A 15,422-nucleotide genomic window follows, 5' to 3' on the forward strand; every position below is an offset into this window, starting at 1 on the left:
TTTCGCACCTGCTGCGATTTTACCTCCTCTGGTGCGACCTCCCTGCGGCCGAGAGCCCACGGCATCCGGGCCGGCCGCCAACCATCCGGTCACGAGGAGCTATCGATGAGCGAACTTACACAGCCGATCCGCGGCACGCGGGGCGCCGATATTGTCGGCCCGCGCAATCCCGCGATCGAGGCGCAGAACCCCGACATCCTGCTCCCGCCGTCGACCGATCATGGCGGTATCCCCAACCTGAAATTCCCCTTCGCCATGGCGCACAACCGGCTGGAGGATGGCGGCTGGGCGCGCGAGGTCACCCGGCGCGAGATGGGCTCGCTCCAGGAACTCGCGATCGTCGACATGCGCCTGCCCGCGGGGGTGGTCCGCGAGATGCACTGGCACAAGGAAGCGGAATGGGCCTATGTGCTCCAGGGCCGCGTGCGCTTCTACCTGATCGACGACCAGCGGCAGACGCTCGTCGAGGATCTCGGGCCCGGCGACCTCTGGTTCGCTCCCGCCGGCTTCCCGCACGCCATTCAGGGTCTCGAGGAAGGCACCGAGTTCGTGCTCGTCTTCAACGACGGCAACTTCTCGGAGAACCAGACTCTGCTGGTCACCGAGCTGTTCGCCCACATGCCGCGCGAGGTGCTGGCGAAGAATTTCGGCGTGCCGGTGAGCGCATTCGATGGCATCCCCCCGCATGAGAAGTACATTTTCCGCCAGCCCGTCCCCGCCCCGATCGCTCAGGTGCGCGCGGAGCTCGGTGCGGTGAACTTCACCGACAAATATGTGTTTCGCGCTTCGGAACTGACCCCGAACAAGTTCCCCGGCGGCGCCACCACGGTTGTGGACAGCAAGAATTTCGAGGTCACCAGTCTCGCCGCGCTGTTCATCGATCTCGATCCGGGCGGCATGCGCGAGATCCACTGGCATCCGGATGCCGACGAGATCCAGTACTACATCAGCGGCAAGGCGCGCATGACGGTGTTCGACGCGGTCGACAATGCCCGTACCTTCGACTACGTCGCCGGCGATGTCGGCTATGTGCCGAAGACGCTCGCCCATTACATCGAGAACGTCGGCGACGAGCCGGTCCGCGTGCTGAACGTGTTCCACACCGGCGTTTACCGGGACGTCTCCCTGAACAACTGGCTGGCGCTGACCCCGCCCGCCCTGGTGAAGGGTCACCTCGACGTCGGTGACCCGCTGATGTCGTCGTTCCGCAAGGGTTACCAGACGATCGTCAAGGGGTGAGGCCGGCGCCGTAAGGTGACGCCTGGCTTTCGGGCTCCGCGACACGTGCACGCTGTCATGCCGTAACCGGGACGACAGCGTGCGCTCGTTACCTCGATACGAACGACTCGATCGTGCGCCGACGTTACGTCGCACACGCAACATTTTGCTTCGACTATTTCATCACGGGCGAGCGCGACGTCCTGCAGGGGGGAGACCATGGAAGAATTCATGTCGAAGATGCTGGTGTCGGATCTCATACCCATCATTGCCGTGATGGCTTTGGGCTACGCCGCCGGCAAGCGACACGGGTTCGAGCCGGATCAGGCGCGCATCCTCAACAAGCTGGTGCTGGATTTCGCTCTGCCCGCCGCCCTGTTCGTCTCGATCGTGCGCGCCGACCGGGCGATGCTGGTTGAGAATGCCACGCTCAGCGTCATCTCCTTCGTCGGACTGGTGGCGCTGTTCATGCTCTCCTATTTCACCATTCAATGGTTCTTCAAGCGCACCAAGCCGGAGGGAGCGGTTTGTGCGCTGATCGCCGGCTCTCCCACCATCGGCTTTCTCGGCTACGCCGTGCTCGACCCGCTATACGGGACCGGTGTCGAAACCGGCCTGGTAATCGCGATCGTCGCCATCGTGGTGAACGCGGTCACCATTCCCATCGGCCTTTATCTGCTGCACGCCGGCGGTGGGGGCGACAAGGCCGCGGATGGCGCCAAGAGCAACGCTTTGGTGTCGGCCATGAAGGAGCCCGTGGTCTGGGTACCCGTCCTCGCCGTTGCGCTGGTACTGGTCGGCATCAAGGTGCCTGAGGAGGTCGATCCGACCTTCGACCTTCTGGCCAAGGCGAATTCGAGCGTCGCGGTCTTCGCGGCCGGCCTGACGCTGGCGGCCTATGCGATCGAGCTGGACTGGGAAGTTACCTATAATACCTTCTTCAAACTTGTCCTGATGCCGGGTGTGTTCCTGCTCGCCGGCTGGATTGGCGGCCTCGACTCGCAGATCCTCCAGATGCTGGTGCTCAGCGTCGCTCTTCCGCCTGCCTTTTCGGGAATCATCATCTCCAGCCGTTTCCAGGTCTACACCCGCACAGGCACGTCCTCGCTGGCGCTGAGCGTGCTCGGCTTCATCGTCGCCGCGCCGACTTGGGTCTACCTCGCCAAGGTTATCAGCGAGTAGGCGACACGTCGCCTTCGCGTCTAACCGATTGAGCCCCGGGGAATCAGGGTGAGGAAGGCAGGGGTCGCCTCCGAACCAGGCCAGGCGATACCCGACCTGGGAAGGCGGTGCGCTCGACGTCGACTTTCCCATCGATATACGCTGGGGCGATGACGCTGGGGCAATGTTGTCTGCGCCATCCGTTTCGCCTGTGCCGCGCTCCACAACGGTTCAGGCGCCGACCCTCGTCCAGGCTTTGGAGAACGCCGTGAACCGTCTTCGTGTTTCGCTCGCGACGATCATGTCCGTGGTTGCCCTTTCAGCGATCAGCCTCTCGCCGGCCTCCGCCTGCACCCGTGCCGTCTATATCGGGACCGACGACACCGTCATAACCGGCCGGTCCATGGACTGGGCGGAAGACATGCATACCAACCTCTGGGCGTTTCCGCGGGGGATCGCGCGGGACGGCGCTGCCGGCGCGAACACGCCAAAATGGACCTCGAAATACGGCAGCGTCGTCGCGTCCGGCTACGAACTCGGTTCGGCCGACGGCATGAACGAGAAGGGGCTGGTCGCGAATCTCCTCTTCCTCGCCGAGTCGGACTACGGCACGACCGAAGGCAAGCCCGCCTTGTCGATGGCGCTGTGGGCGCAGTATGTGCTCGACAATTTCGCCAGCGTCGCCGAAGCGGTCGCGGTGCTCGAAAAGGAGCCGTTCCGCGTCGTCACGGACCAGCTTCCCAACGGCAAGACGGCGCAACTCCACCTCGCCATCTCCGACGCCAGCGGCGATTCCGCGATCTTCGAATATATCGGCGGCAAGCTCGTCATCCATCACGGCAAGCAGTATCGAATCCTCACCAATTCGCCGAGCTACGACCAGCAACTCGCCCTGAACGCCTATTGGCAGGAGATCGGCGGCCTGACCTTCCTGCCCGGCACGAACCGCGCGGCAGACCGCTTCGCCCGGGCTTCGTTCCTCATCGGGGCGATCCCGACCGGCATCGCCCCCGGCTACATCAAGGCCGTGCCGAACCACAGCTATCAGAACCAGGCTGCCGCGAGCGTCCTCAGCGTCATGCGCTCGGTTTCGGTGCCGCTCGGCATCACCACGCCCGGCGCCCCGAACATCGCCTCGACGATCTGGCGGACGGTCGCGGACCAGAAGAACAGAGTGTATTTCTTCGACAGCGCCACCAGCCCCAACACGTTCTGGGTGCCCCTTGCCGATCTCGACTTCTCGGCAGGAACGCCGGTAAAGAAACTGACCGTCGCCGGCGGCAACATATACTCGGGCAACGTGGCGAAGGATTTCGTGCAGGCGGAACCTTTCACGTTCATGTCGGTCAATGTGAAGTAGGCCACTTCAAAGTGACGACCTCCTTTTCCGTCCCGTAGGGAAATGATGCAGAACCATTCGCCTGTTCCGCGTTGCCGGGCGTTCATGCGCAAGGCTGCCGTTCCCTCTCTGATAGCCGTCGCCAGCCTCGTGTCGGCCACCGCCGACGCTGCCGATATGTCGACGCCGCCGGTCGCCTCTGCGGATGCTCAGGCCTCCGGCTCGGACTGGCGCTACCAGTTGTCGTTCTATGTGTGGGCTACCTCGCTGAAGGGCGATGTGGGCCTGTTCACTCTGCCGACGACCTCCGTCGACGTGCCGTTCTCCGATGTGCTGGAGGATCCGGATGGTGCCGTCATGGGCTCCTTCTTCGCCAACAATGGCACGTGGCTGCTGATCGCCGATCTCGTCTACGCCGAGCTCTCGCACGACTGGACCATCGACGCCTATGGCGGCGGCTATCTCAAGGCCGGTGTCACGCAGACCATCGCAACCGGCGCGGTCGGCTACATGCTGCCGAGCGGGGAGCCCGATCTGGACATCGCGGTGACCGCGGGCCTTCGCTACATGAGCTTGAAGGGCTCGGTCGATTTCGACTCCTACGGATCCCTGCCATCTGTCGTCGGCAGCCAGCGGAAATGGTGGATCGATCCCACCATTGGCTTGTTCGCCCAGTGGAATATGAACGAGAAATGGGTCGTTACCGCCATCGCCGACATAGGCGGCTTCGGTGTGGGCTCGACGCTGTCGAGCACGGGTTATCTGGGCATGGGCTACAAGTGGACCGAGAGCTTCTCGACCTCGCTCGGCTATCGCTACCTCTACGAGGATTATGCAAGCCCGACGTCCAGTACCGGGTCTTTCCGCTACAACACGACCATGCATGGGCCGACACTCGCTGCGGCCTGGCGTTTCTGAGGGACGATGGGCGGTTCTGTAGCCGACCCCGGGCAGCGGCTGGTGCCCATTCGCCTATGACCTTGTCCCAGGACACGTCTTGCCGGCGAACCGTGCTGACCGAGATCGGATGCCGATAAGCCGATCCCCGGTTCGGGTCTCTTGGACACGATCCTTCGCTGAAAGCGGACGTTATCGAGGCCCGCCATGGTCAGCGGTGCCGGCAGTTTGTCCCGTGTGCTCGCCACTGTTGCTGCGGCGCGACCGAAGCCAGTCGCTTTCCTTTGCTCGCCGATCGTCGGCACATCCACGCGCCCCGATCGTCGAGCCGAAGCGACCAGGCCGGGTGTCGCGGATCTGGCCGCATCTGCCGGTGCGGACGTCGGTTTGGCGCCGGATGAGGCGCCTGCCTTGAACGGCACATGACATCCGCCGTAATACATGCCCAAATGACATGATTTTCCTGGAAATCAAGGAAATCCATGAACACGAATATTACCTTTATGCATCGAACATGACCCGCTCCCGCCGCTTTCTTCCCTCGATCAGCCTGCTCGCGGCCTTCGAGGCTGTCCTGCGTACGGGCTCGACGGCCGCCGCCGCCCGGGATCTCGATCTGTCGCAGGGAGCGGTCAGCCGCCTTGTGCAGAATCTGGAGCAGCAGCTGGGCCGACCGTTGTTCGATCGCCACCGCAAGCGGCTCGTGCCCACCCAGGCGGCGCGGATATATGGCCGGGACATCTCGCGCGCTCTGGATCTCGTTCAGCGCGCCAACATGGAGTTCGTCGCCAATCCCGGCGGGGGCGCCCTGTCGCTCGCCATCCTTCCGGCGTTCGGCACGCGCTGGCTCGCTCCCCGGCTCGGTCGCTTCGCGCTGCTGCATCCCGGCGTCACCATCAATCTCGCCACCCGGCTCAAGCGGTTCAATTTTGCTGCCGAAGGGTTCGATGCCGCCATCCATTTCGGCGTCGACGACTGGCGGGATGCCGGACATATCAAGCTGTTCGACGAACATCTGACGGCCTGCGTCGCGCCAGCCCTGCTCGCGCGCCATCCCGTCCACGGGGTGGCGGACATGGCCGGCCTGCCGCTGCTCCAACTCGAAACCCGGCCGAATGCCTGGCGTATCTGGTTCGAGGCGCAGGGAGGCAACCCGCCGCACGGCGGCGGCATGCTGTTCGACCAGTTCGCGCCCATGATGCAGTCGGCGATAGCCGGGCTGGGGGTGGCCCTGCTGCCTGACTATCTGGTCGAGCCGGAACTCGCGGAAGGACGGCTGGTCGCCCTGCTGCGACCTTCGGTGGAAGGAACCGGGGCCTACTGGCTGGTCTGGCCGACAGCCCGCGAGGACTATCCGCCCCTGCAGGCTTTTCGAACCTGGCTGATCAGCGATGCGAGGCCGCCGGGCGACGACGCGAGCTGATATCCCGCGGGGACCATGGGTGCGCTCGGACGAGTATCGTCGATCCTGATGCCGCCGGTCGGGTCGATCCGCAAGGCTCTCGGCGACATGATCGTGTCGCGAACGCTGTTTTCGGTTCTGGAGCGGCTTTACGGAGCGACGACCGTGCCCTGTCGGCAGCGATGGCGCCGCGGCGTCTCGACGAGGCGGCGCCGGAGCATCCATCCGTGCCCGCAGGAGCGGGCCGAACGCCATGCGGAGACACCGCCGCCAGATCCTTCAGGGGCAAGATCGGTGACGCAGAATGGCCTTGACGGCCGCCTTCCGGTCGAACGTTGCCGATCCGGCGGCCGGTCCGTACAGGAAAGCGTCGAGATCATCGGTTTCATGTCCGCTCACCGGCAGCCCCAGCGAGCGCCGGCGGGCGAGATAGGCCTCGCCCGCGCGGCGGAGCGCGAGCGGATCGCCGCTCCGGGCGAGCCGGACCAGCCGGCGGCGGGTCGGGTCGAGCGGCGAGAGCCGCTGCAAGGCCCGCAGGAGGTCGCGTCGGCGGCGCGGTGCCAGCCCGGCGATGGCGAGGCCGAGCCCTGCGAGCACGCCCGCCGCCAGCGCCAACAGCCCCGTCCATGCCTGCGCCGCCGGAAGCCGCGCGGCACCGCTGCGATTGTCGCGGAAGCTGGCATAGCCGAAGGGGATGGCGGGGATTTCGGCAGTACGCATCCGGCGCGACGCAGTGTCGAACCAGGGAATGGCGACGGGCGGCAGCACGCCCGGCTCGCCGGTCTTCGGGCGCAGGTGCCACTCCCAGGTCACCGTGGTGACCGGCCCGGCCGGGGTGGGGCGCATCTCGCGCCGTTCCGGGGCGGCGAAGCTGATGAGCCAGGGCTCGCGCATCGCCGGGCGCGGCGGCAGCATGTGCGGCAGCACCCCCTCCGCCGTGAGGGTGACGCGGCGGGTGAGCGTCGCGCCATCGCGCAGCGCGCCCGGCTCGGCCGACAGCCGGTCCTCGACGGCGAGGCGGCGGGCGGCGAGCGGCGCGCCCTCGCCGGGATAGGGCGCAGCGGCGAGCGTGACCGGCGGCGCCGTCACGTCGAGCGGCGCGCGCAGGCCCGCCGCGTCGACCACGGTGAGACGATGCGTGACCGGGCCGAGGGTCAACGCCCCGGCCTGGCGGGGGAACAGGGCGAGCCGCCGCTCGAACACCCGCACGGTGCGCCCGCCGATCTCCTCGTCCCGCCACTGGTCGCGCGCGAGCTGCATCCAGTCATAGGCGTCGGAGCCGGGAAAGATGAGCGTCTCCAGCGCGATACGGCTGGTGTATTCGCCGCGCAGCGTTACCGGGATCATCTCGCCGGCGACGGGGTTCGCGTCCGGCGGCAGCAGCAGGCGCAGGCTGTCGGCGCGCCCCCCGGTGGCGAAGGCGGGCACGAACAGGGCAGACAACAGCAGGGCGAGCAGGAACGGGGCGACCCATCTCACCATCGCTCGCCCTCCTCCGGCCGCAGCAGGCCGAGGCCAGCGCGCCGCTCATGTTCGCGCGCGAGGCGCAGGCGCAGGAATTCGCCGGGGTCATCGGCCAGCGTGGCGAGCCAGGCCTCCGAGGCGGCGAGGCCGCGCACCTCGATCGGCTTCTTCCAGGCGGGATCGGGCGTGCCGGCCAGTGGCGGGGTGCCCGCCGGCGGTGCCGGGCCGAGACCGCCGGCGCCGGGCAGCCGCCCCGGCACGCTTGATTCCCCAAGCGTCGGCGGGATCATGGCCGCCACCAGATCGCGCACCCGGCGCGCCTCGGCGTCGGAGGGGCTGGCGAACAGCACGGCGTCGGCATAGGCGACCGAGAGGGCATAGCGCCCGGTCGCGGCCAGCGTCAGCGCGCGGTTGAAGGTCTGGCTGCGCCCGGCCTGCGCGAAGGCGGCGTCGGCCGCCGCGGCGTCCCCGGCCCGGTAAAGCGCGAGGCCACGCGCGGCAGGATCCGCCAGCAGCCGGGCGGCGAGGCCGGGTGCGCCAGTCCGCAGCGCCAGGCGCCCCCACGCCGCAGGCCCTGCGAGCAGGATGCAGGCGAGGCCGGCGGCGGCGATGAGCGCCGGGCGGTTCACGCGCGCCTCCTGAACATCCCGAGCAGCGGGATGCCGGCCAGCGCGGCGATAACGGGGCCGAGATCGAGGAACGCCAACGCTGCCAGTGCCGGATCGCGATCGAGCCCGCCGCGCCGCGCCAGTTGCCGCAGCACCGGGCCGGGCGCGCGGGCGGGAGCGGCAATGCGCGCGACATCGGCCATCGCGGCGGCATCGGCGATGCCGCCGGCAGCCCCCGCCAGCGTCAGGACGGACAGGTCGATGCCATCGCCGGCCAGCCGCCCGGCCTCGGCCCGCGCGGCATCGTCGAAGCCGCCGCCGTCGGAAATCAGCACGAGGTCGGCCTCGCCGCCGCCGCTCAGCATCTGCCGCGCCAGCGCCAGCGCGCCGGCCGGCCGGCTGCCACCATTACCCGGCATGGTGTCGCGGGCGAGCACGGCGATCTGGCTCTCCAGCGTCGCCGGGTCGGCGGTGGGCGCGGCGACCTCGTAGGCTTCGCCGGCATAGAGCAGCAGGCCGACCGGCCGCCCCGCGACGGCAGCGATGAGGCTCGCCGCGGCGGCCTGCGCATCGGCCAGCGCCGGCCCCTCGGCCACCGAGGGCGACATGTCGATGGCGATCAGGATCGCGCCGCTGCCCGCGAGCAGGGGCGCATCCGCGCGCGGCACCGCCGGCCCGGCGAGGCCGAGGACGAGGCACAGCGCCGCCGCCAGCGCCGCGAGGCCGCGCCGCGGGACGCCGGCATCGAGATGGCCGAGCGCCCGCATCGCCGCGACCATGGCCGGGGGCATCACCCGCGCCCAGCCGCCGGCGGCGGCACCGCGCCGCCACTGCCATAGAGCGAGCGCCAGCAGCAGCGGCAGGGCGGCGAGCCACCACGGGCGCAGCAGCACGAGCGCGCTCATCGCCCCCTCCACGCCGCGACCAGCAGCACCAGCGCCAGCGCGGCGCCGCCGGGCCACATCCACAACGAGCGCCAGTAGCGCAGCGGCGGGCGCCGCATCGGGTTCGGCTCCAGCCGGTCGAGGCTCGCGGCCATCGCCTCGAGGTCGTCCATGGTGCGGACGCGGAAGCTGGTGCCCCCGCCGAGTTCGGCGATCTCGCGCAGCGTGGCGGCGTCGACGGCGTCGTTCGCGTCCGGCTGGTCGGCGCGGTCGTCCGGGCCGAGCGCGATGGTGTGGATCCGCACGCCATGGCCGGCGGCGAGCCGCGCCACGTCCGTCGCCTGCACCTTGCCGGATGTATCGACGCCGTCCGACAGCAGGACGACGACCTTGCTGGTGGCGTCGCTGCCCGCCAGCCGCCGCGTCGCCAGCCCGAGCCCGTCGGCAATGGCGGTGGACCGGCCGGATATGCCGACCTGCGCGATGTCGATGGCGCGGGCCACCGCGGCGACGTCGAAGGTCGGGGGCTGGGCGACATAGGCGCGGTCACCGAAGATCACCAGGCCGATCCGGTCGCCCCGCCGCGCCGCGACGAAACCGGCGGCGACGCGCTTGACCGCGTCGAGCCGGGAGAGCGGCCGGCCGTCGAGGACGAAATCCTCCTTCAGCATGCTGCCGGAAAGGTCGAGCGCCAGCAGGATCTCGCGCCCCGAGGCGGTGACGAGATCGCGCGTCGCCGCCACCTGCGGCCCGGCGAGCGCCACCACCAGCGCGATCCAGGCGGCGGAAAGCAGCACCATGCCGGCGCAGTCGCCGCCGCCGCCGGCCGGGACCGCCGCGGCGAAGGCGCCCGGCCCCACGCGCAGCGCGCCCGTCACCGCCGCCCGCCCCGCGCGCAGGCGGCGGATCAGCAGCGGCAGCGGGAGCAGCAGCAGCGCGAGAGGAAAGGCGAGGCCCGCGGTCACCGGCGCGCCCTCCGCCGTCCCGCCTTCAGCGCGATCCGCTCGATCGCCTCCGGCGGCAGCGGCGCGGTACCGCCATAGGCCATGGCCCGAAGCTCCGGCGGCAGATGCCCCAGCAGCCGGCCGATCGCCAGCGCCCGCTCCTGCGGCGGCAGATCGCGCGTGGCGCGGATGAGCGCCCGCCGCGACGGCCGGCGCGCGAGGAACGGGATCGCCAGCCACGCGAGCAGCGCCGCCAGCACGAAGCCGACGCCGAACAGCAGCAGCAGGTCGGCGGCGTCCACCTGCATCAGCGCCGGCGGCAGGCGCCCCTCCGGCAGGGCGGCGACGAGCTCAGCCGGCGTCATCGGCGACCACCTCGAGAGCCACGTTCATCGCCCGCAGCCGCTGCGCCAGCGCCGCCCGATCGAACGGGCGCAGCCGCGCGAGGCGGGCGCGCGCGCCGTCGCGGACCGGCAGCGGCGCGGCGGGTGGCGCGGTCTCGACCGGATCGAGCGGCAGCAGCACCGTCAGCCGGCGCCGGCGCGCCAGCCGGGCCAGCGCCGGCTCGTCCTCCCCGGCAAGGCCCTCCGGCCCGGTGGCGATCACGACGGCGCCGCCCGGCGGGGCGAGACGCTGCGCGCGGATCAGCGCCTCGACCAGCGAGGGGGCTTCGCCACCGGCGGCGAGCGCCCGGTCGTGGCCGTCGGCGAGCATGTGGCTGATGCGGACCATCTGCGCCGCCCCGCCGCCCGGCGGCACGCTCGCCACGCCCCCGGCGCCGACACTGATCGCCGCCACCGAGGCGCCGCGCGCGCTCGCCTCCCAGCCCCGGTGCGCGAGCAGCCGCGCGGCGCGGACCGAGCGCAGCGCCGCGCCCGTTCCCCACAGCATGGCCGGGCGGAAATCGGCGAGCAGCAGCAGCGTGTCGTCGCGATCCTCGTGGAACAGGCGGATGTGCGGGGCGCCGGTGCGGGCGGTGGCGGCCGGGTCGATGCGGCGCGCGTCGTCGCCCTCGGCGAAGGCGCGGATTTCGCGCAGGTCCATCCCCGCACCCGGCGGTCGCGCCGGCACGGCGCCGGGCCGGCGCGTGGCGGGCCGCGCCCGGCCGAGCCGCGGCAGGCCCTCGCGCAGCGCCAGCAATTCACTAACGCCGAGCCGGATGCCCGGCGCGTCGAGCGCGGCGCTCACCATGGCTCGACCAGGCGCAGGATGTCGGCGACGAGGCTGCGCCCGCTGCGGCCCTCGCCGATCGCCGTCCAGTTCGGCACGAGGCGATGGGCCAGCGCATCGGGCGCGAGGGCGATCACGTCCTCCGGCAGCACATAGTCGCGCGCCCGCAGCCACGCCCGAGCCTGCGCCGCGACCGCCAACGCCAGCGTGCCGCGCGGCGAGACGGGATGCTCCACCCAGGCCGCCACCGCGCCGCCCGGCCGGGAGGCCATGACCAGGCGGACGATGAAGTCCTTCAGCGCCGGCGCGAGGTGGACCCGCGCCACCTCGGCCTTCGCCAGCGCCAGCGCGTCGGCCGGCAGCGGGCGGGCGAGGATGTCGGGCGCCGCCATGCGCTCGGCGGCGACGAGGTCGAGGATGGCGCGCTCCTGCTCCGCGCCCGGCAGGGTCAGCGAAAGATGGAGCAGGAAGCGATCCATCTGCGCCTCGGGCAGCGGGAAGGTGCCCTCGTGCTCGATCGGGTTCTGCGTCGCCACCACCATGAAGGGATCGGGCAGCGGCCGGCTGACACCCGCACTGGTCACCTGCCCCTCGGCCATGGCCTCGAGCAGGGCCGACTGCACCTTGGGCGGGGCGCGGTTGATCTCGTCCACCAGCACCAGCGCGTGGAACAGCGGGCCGGGCACGAAATCGAAGCCGCCGCTCTCGGGGCGGAACACCTGCGTCCCGGTGAGGTCGGAGGGCAGCAGGTCCGGCGTGCACTGGATCCGCGCATGGCTGCCGGGCAGGTGCGCCGCGAGCCGCTTGACCGCGCGGGTCTTGGCGATGCCCGGCGGGCCCTCGATCAGCACGTGGCCGCCGGCCAGCAGCGCGATCAGCAGCCGCTCGACGAGGTCCTCGTGGCCGATCAGCCCGGCCGCCACCGCGGTGCCGAGCTGCGCGATCGGATGGCTCATGTCGTTCACGCCGCCCCTCCCGGATTCGAGCGCGGCGAGAGTGGGCGCGGCCGGCAATGGCCGCCAGAGACGGCTTCCCGGCCGACCCGGGAATTTCTCCCGGGTCAGAGCGGCAGGCGGGCGACGGCGCGCATGCCGCCCTCGACCTGCGCGAGCGTGAAGCTGCCGCCGAGCGCGTCGACCCTCTCGCGGATGCCGAGCAGGCCGAAGCCGTCGCCGATCTCCCCGTCATGGCGGGGCGAGCCGTCGTCGGTGGCGGTGAGCGTGATCGCCTCGCCGATCTCGAGCCGCAGCACGACGCTGGCCGGCGCGCCGTGGCGGATGGCGTTGGTGAGGCATTCCTGCGCGATGCGGTAGAGGCTGAGCGCCAGTTCGTCCGGCACCGCGTCGACGGCGCCGGCGAACTCCAGCCCGAAGCGCACCGCCGGCACGCGCGCGCGCCAGTTGGCGACGAGGCGCTCCAGCGCCGGGCGCAGGCCTAGGTCGTCGAGGTCCGGCGGGCGCAGCCGGGCGAGCTCCGCCCTGAGGCTGTCCATCATCTGGCCGCTGATCTCGGCGATGCGCGCCCCGTCCGGCGCGGTGCTCTCGCCCGACTGCGCGATCGCCGCCGCCATGGCGCGGGTGGCGGTGAGGCACTGGCCGAACTCGTCGTGCAGCTCGCGCGCCAGTGCCCGGCGCTCGCTTTCCTGCACGGCGAACAGCCGCCGCGTCAGCTCGGTGCGCTGGGCCTGCGCTTCCTTCAGCGCCGACGCCGTCTCGTTCACCGCCGTGCTCAGCCGGTCGAACTCGGCGACCCGCAGCGCCGGCAGGCGTCCCGCGAAATCGCCCTGCTGCAGCCGCTCGATGCCGCGCAGCAGCAGCCGGAACGGCGCCAGCAGGCGCATCAGCAGGAGGCCGGTCAGCAGCGCGCCGCCGACCGCCATCCCCACCGCCACGCGCATGAGGTCGCCGGTGCGGGCCCAGGCGCGGGTGATGATGACGCCGGGATCGGCGATGGCGGTCACATGGGCGTCCGAGACGTAGCGCGTGCGCACCGGCACGCTGACCGGCGCGGGGACGAGGCCGAGGCGCCGCGCTAGCCAGACGAACCAGTCCGGCGGCGCGGGCGCCGCCAGATAGGGGCCGCAGCGGCGCTGCACCGGCTGGTCGCGCGGGCCGAGCTCGACGCAGATGCCCGGCGCAATCAGGCTCCAGGCGGGGAATTCCTGCCAGTCGCGGAACACCGGGGTCGGCGCCACGCCCCCAAAAGCCAGCCCCTCGAAGCTCGGCCGGGCGGCGATGGCGTCGGAGACGCGGGTGGCGGTGGTGCGGGCATCGCGCTGCGCCGAGCTCGCCGTGTCCCACAGCACCCAGCCAGCGGCGAGGACGAGGGTGACGAGCCCGGCGGCCAGCACCCGCAGGACCAGCTGCGGCAGGAGCTCGCGCATCATAGCGCGGGCACGAGGCCGGCGCGCTGCGCCTTCAGCACGAGGTCGGCATCGCCGGACGCGCCGAGCTTGGCCCTGATCGCCGACAGGTTGTTCTGCACCGTCTTGGAGGAGAGGTTGAGGTCGCGGGCGATGGCCCGTCCGTTCATGCCGCGCATCAACCGCAGCAGTATGTCCCGCTCGCGCGGGGTGAGGATGGCGGCCGGGTCGGCCTCGACCACGGTGCGGGCGAAGTCCTGCGCCACGTCGGTCGACAGCGCCCGCCGCCCGCCCATCACGGTCGCGATAGCGCGCACCAGCTCGTCCGGCGGGCTCGCCTTGGAGACGAAGCCGCGCGCGCCGGCGGCCATCGATTTCTGCGCGAAGACCGCGCCCTGGTGCATCGACACGACAATGATGCGGGCGCCGGCATCGGCGGCGAGGATCGCCTCCACCGCCGCGAAGCCGCCGCCGCCAGGCATGGAGAGGTCCATCAGTACGATGTCGGGCCGGTGCGCGAGGAATGCCGCCAGCGCGGCTTCGCCGTCGCCGGCTTCGGCCACCACCGACAGGCCGGGCTGGCGCCCGAGCAGCCGCCGGTAGCCCTCCCGCACCACCGGGTGATCGTCGACGAGGAGAATTCGGATCAGGTCCATCGCGGGACGCACGATAGCGCGGTAGCGCCCTCGCACAACGCCTGTTCAGGAACACCGGTGCCCAGCGTGCGGGTTCCTCGTCAGCCTCGAGGCGGCCGTCATCGACGTGGATGCCCTCACTCGGCTGCGCCCCCCCGGACCATGTCGCATCCGCGGGGGTCGGGCGGGCTTCCGGCGCGGCAGCACAGCGGGCCGATACGGCGCGGATCGGAATCGCGCCATGTGCGCCCCAACGCCCGAGGCGGGTGCCGCATCGGGGGTGTCCGGCGTCGCCAACGCGAGGAGCAGCGCCTCCCAAACCACCCGTCGCGATATCGCTCCGCTGTGGCGGCGCGAACGAGGTCTTGCCCTTGCCGATCGAGAGTGCCTATTCCCGCCTTGATGGCTGCCACCGGGTTTCGGTCGAAGGCGCGGGGCTGATCGGTCAGGGCAGGTACATGCCGCCGTTCACATGGATCGCCTGCCCGGAGATGAAGTCGCCGGTCGGCAAGGCGAGGGTGCGCACAATCTCCGCGACGTTGCGGGGAGTGCCTTCATGCCCGACCGGCAGATAGCCACCGCCGGGAAAGGCGCCGCCCTTGCCGGAGGTCGTCGAGCGCGTGCCGCCGATGCTGCCCGGCACGACCAGGTTCGCCGTGATGCCGCGCTCGCCGAATTCGATCGCCAGCGCCTTGGTGAAACCGATGAGCGCCGCCTTGGCCGTGGCGACATGGACGCGGTGGAAAACCCCGGAATGGGCGCTCACGCCTCCGATCGAGATGATGCGGCCGAAACGCTCCCTCACCATCGCGGGTATGGCCGCGCGCGTTACCAGAAGCGCGCCTTCCACGATCACCGAGTGGACGGCGCGGTACGCCTCGAGGCTGAGAGCCTCGAACGGCGTCTCGCCGCGCACGGCCGCATTGTTCACGAGGATGTCGAGGCGTCCGTGCGTGTCGAGGATGGTATCCACGAGCCGCTGCGCCTCGGCTTCGTCCGTGATGTCCGCCAACAGCGCGGTCGCCTGCCCGCCTGCCGCGCGGATATCCGAGGCTACCGCCTCGATCTCGTCGCGCGAGGATCTGGCGTGGACGACCACATGCGCCCCTTCCTGCGCCAGGAGGAGGGCTGATTCGCGACCGATGCGCCGCGCGGAACCCGTGACGAGGGCGACGCGGCCCGCGAGCGGGCGGGTGTCGGGAGAGGTCATCGTTATTCTTCTCGCTGTAAGTGGGCGCGTAGGAGTGCCGTGACGGCGGGACGCGCGGCCGGCCCGGGCCGTGCAGGGAGGAATCAAGCGGGTGCCGCGCGCGACGGCGATCGGGCGGGCCCGCCTCG

15 protein-coding genes are annotated in these 15,422 nt (G+C 70.7%); 5 read left to right on the plus strand and 10 right to left on the minus strand.

The features are described from left to right. The first annotated feature begins 105 nt into the window (after positions 1 to 105). The 5 genes from ACEUEL_RS17805 (at position 106) to ACEUEL_RS17825 (ending at position 6,038) form a co-directional block, all read left to right on the plus strand. The gene (locus ACEUEL_RS17805) at positions 106 to 1,239 is read left to right on the plus strand and encodes a cupin domain-containing protein (protein WP_405708045.1); all 1,134 of its coding nucleotides are present in this window, start codon (positions 106 to 108) and stop codon (positions 1,237 to 1,239) included. 210 nt (positions 1,240 to 1,449) lie between these two features. Next, positions 1,450 to 2,400 carry a transporter YfdV gene (gene yfdV / locus ACEUEL_RS17810; protein WP_405708048.1) on the plus strand — a complete coding sequence of 317 codons (951 nt, stop codon included), beginning with the start codon at positions 1,450 to 1,452 and terminating at the stop codon, positions 2,398 to 2,400. Positions 2,401 to 2,680: 280 nt separating this feature from the next. Next, positions 2,681 to 3,739 carry a linear amide C-N hydrolase gene (locus tag ACEUEL_RS17815; protein ID WP_405708448.1) on the plus strand — a complete coding sequence of 353 codons (1,059 nt, stop codon included), beginning with the start codon at positions 2,681 to 2,683 and terminating at the stop codon, positions 3,737 to 3,739. Positions 3,740 to 3,895: 156 nt separating this feature from the next. Beyond that, positions 3,896 to 4,636 carry a hypothetical protein gene (locus ACEUEL_RS17820; RefSeq protein WP_405708050.1) on the plus strand — a complete coding sequence of 247 codons (741 nt, stop codon included), beginning with the start codon at positions 3,896 to 3,898 and terminating at the stop codon, positions 4,634 to 4,636. A gap of 493 nt (positions 4,637 to 5,129) precedes the next feature. Further along, entirely contained in the window at positions 5,130 to 6,038 is a 909-nt protein-coding gene (locus ACEUEL_RS17825) for a LysR family transcriptional regulator (protein ID WP_405708053.1), read from the plus strand. Positions 6,039 to 6,296: 258 nt separating this feature from the next. Here the strand turns inward: ACEUEL_RS17825 and ACEUEL_RS17830 are convergent, their stop codons facing one another. The 10 genes from ACEUEL_RS17830 to ACEUEL_RS17875 all read right to left on the minus strand — a co-directional run bounded on the left by ACEUEL_RS17830 (position 6,297) and on the right by ACEUEL_RS17875 (position 15,294). After that, positions 6,297 to 7,499: a hypothetical protein gene (locus ACEUEL_RS17830; RefSeq protein WP_405708055.1), complete on the minus strand. Its 1,203-nt coding sequence runs from the start codon at positions 7,497 to 7,499 to the stop codon at positions 6,297 to 6,299. Further along, positions 7,493 to 8,110 carry a hypothetical protein gene (locus tag ACEUEL_RS17835; RefSeq protein WP_405708058.1) on the minus strand — a complete coding sequence of 206 codons (618 nt, stop codon included), beginning with the start codon at positions 8,108 to 8,110 and terminating at the stop codon, positions 7,493 to 7,495. Before ACEUEL_RS17835 ends, ACEUEL_RS17830 begins: the two co-directional genes overlap by 7 nt. Continuing rightward, positions 8,107 to 8,994, minus strand: coding sequence for a VWA domain-containing protein (locus ACEUEL_RS17840; protein ID WP_405708061.1), 888 nt, complete (start codon positions 8,992 to 8,994; stop codon positions 8,107 to 8,109). Before ACEUEL_RS17840 ends, ACEUEL_RS17835 begins: the two co-directional genes overlap by 4 nt. Beyond that, on the minus strand, positions 8,991 to 9,938 hold the full coding sequence (locus tag ACEUEL_RS17845; protein WP_405708064.1) for a VWA domain-containing protein: 948 nt from the start codon (positions 9,936 to 9,938) through the stop codon (positions 8,991 to 8,993). Before ACEUEL_RS17845 ends, ACEUEL_RS17840 begins: the two co-directional genes overlap by 4 nt. Beyond that, positions 9,935 to 10,282 (minus strand): hypothetical protein, encoded by a 348-nt coding sequence (locus ACEUEL_RS17850; protein WP_405708067.1) that lies wholly within the window; start codon positions 10,280 to 10,282, stop codon positions 9,935 to 9,937. The genes ACEUEL_RS17845 and ACEUEL_RS17850 overlap by 4 nt, the downstream gene beginning before the upstream one ends. Then, positions 10,269 to 11,108, minus strand: coding sequence for a DUF58 domain-containing protein (locus tag ACEUEL_RS17855; RefSeq protein ID WP_405708069.1), 840 nt, complete (start codon positions 11,106 to 11,108; stop codon positions 10,269 to 10,271). Before ACEUEL_RS17855 ends, ACEUEL_RS17850 begins: the two co-directional genes overlap by 14 nt. Next, positions 11,102 to 12,052 carry an AAA family ATPase gene (locus tag ACEUEL_RS17860; RefSeq protein ID WP_405708072.1) on the minus strand — a complete coding sequence of 317 codons (951 nt, stop codon included), beginning with the start codon at positions 12,050 to 12,052 and terminating at the stop codon, positions 11,102 to 11,104. Before ACEUEL_RS17860 ends, ACEUEL_RS17855 begins: the two co-directional genes overlap by 7 nt. A 95-nt stretch (positions 12,053 to 12,147) precedes the next feature. Next, positions 12,148 to 13,473 carry a histidine kinase gene (locus ACEUEL_RS17865; RefSeq protein WP_405708075.1) on the minus strand — a complete coding sequence of 442 codons (1,326 nt, stop codon included), beginning with the start codon at positions 13,471 to 13,473 and terminating at the stop codon, positions 12,148 to 12,150. Next, positions 13,470 to 14,105: a response regulator gene (locus tag ACEUEL_RS17870; protein ID WP_405708078.1), complete on the minus strand. Its 636-nt coding sequence runs from the start codon at positions 14,103 to 14,105 to the stop codon at positions 13,470 to 13,472. The genes ACEUEL_RS17865 and ACEUEL_RS17870 overlap by 4 nt, the downstream gene beginning before the upstream one ends. 424 nt (positions 14,106 to 14,529) lie before the next feature. Beyond that, complete coding sequence (locus ACEUEL_RS17875) at positions 14,530 to 15,294, minus strand: SDR family NAD(P)-dependent oxidoreductase (protein ID WP_405708081.1); 765 nt, start codon at positions 15,292 to 15,294, stop codon at positions 14,530 to 14,532. Positions 15,295 to 15,422 lie beyond the last annotated feature (128 nt).

Origin of the sequence: Ancylobacter terrae (assembly GCF_045108345.1) — a bacterium.
GTDB lineage: Bacteria > Pseudomonadota > Alphaproteobacteria > Rhizobiales > Xanthobacteraceae > Ancylobacter.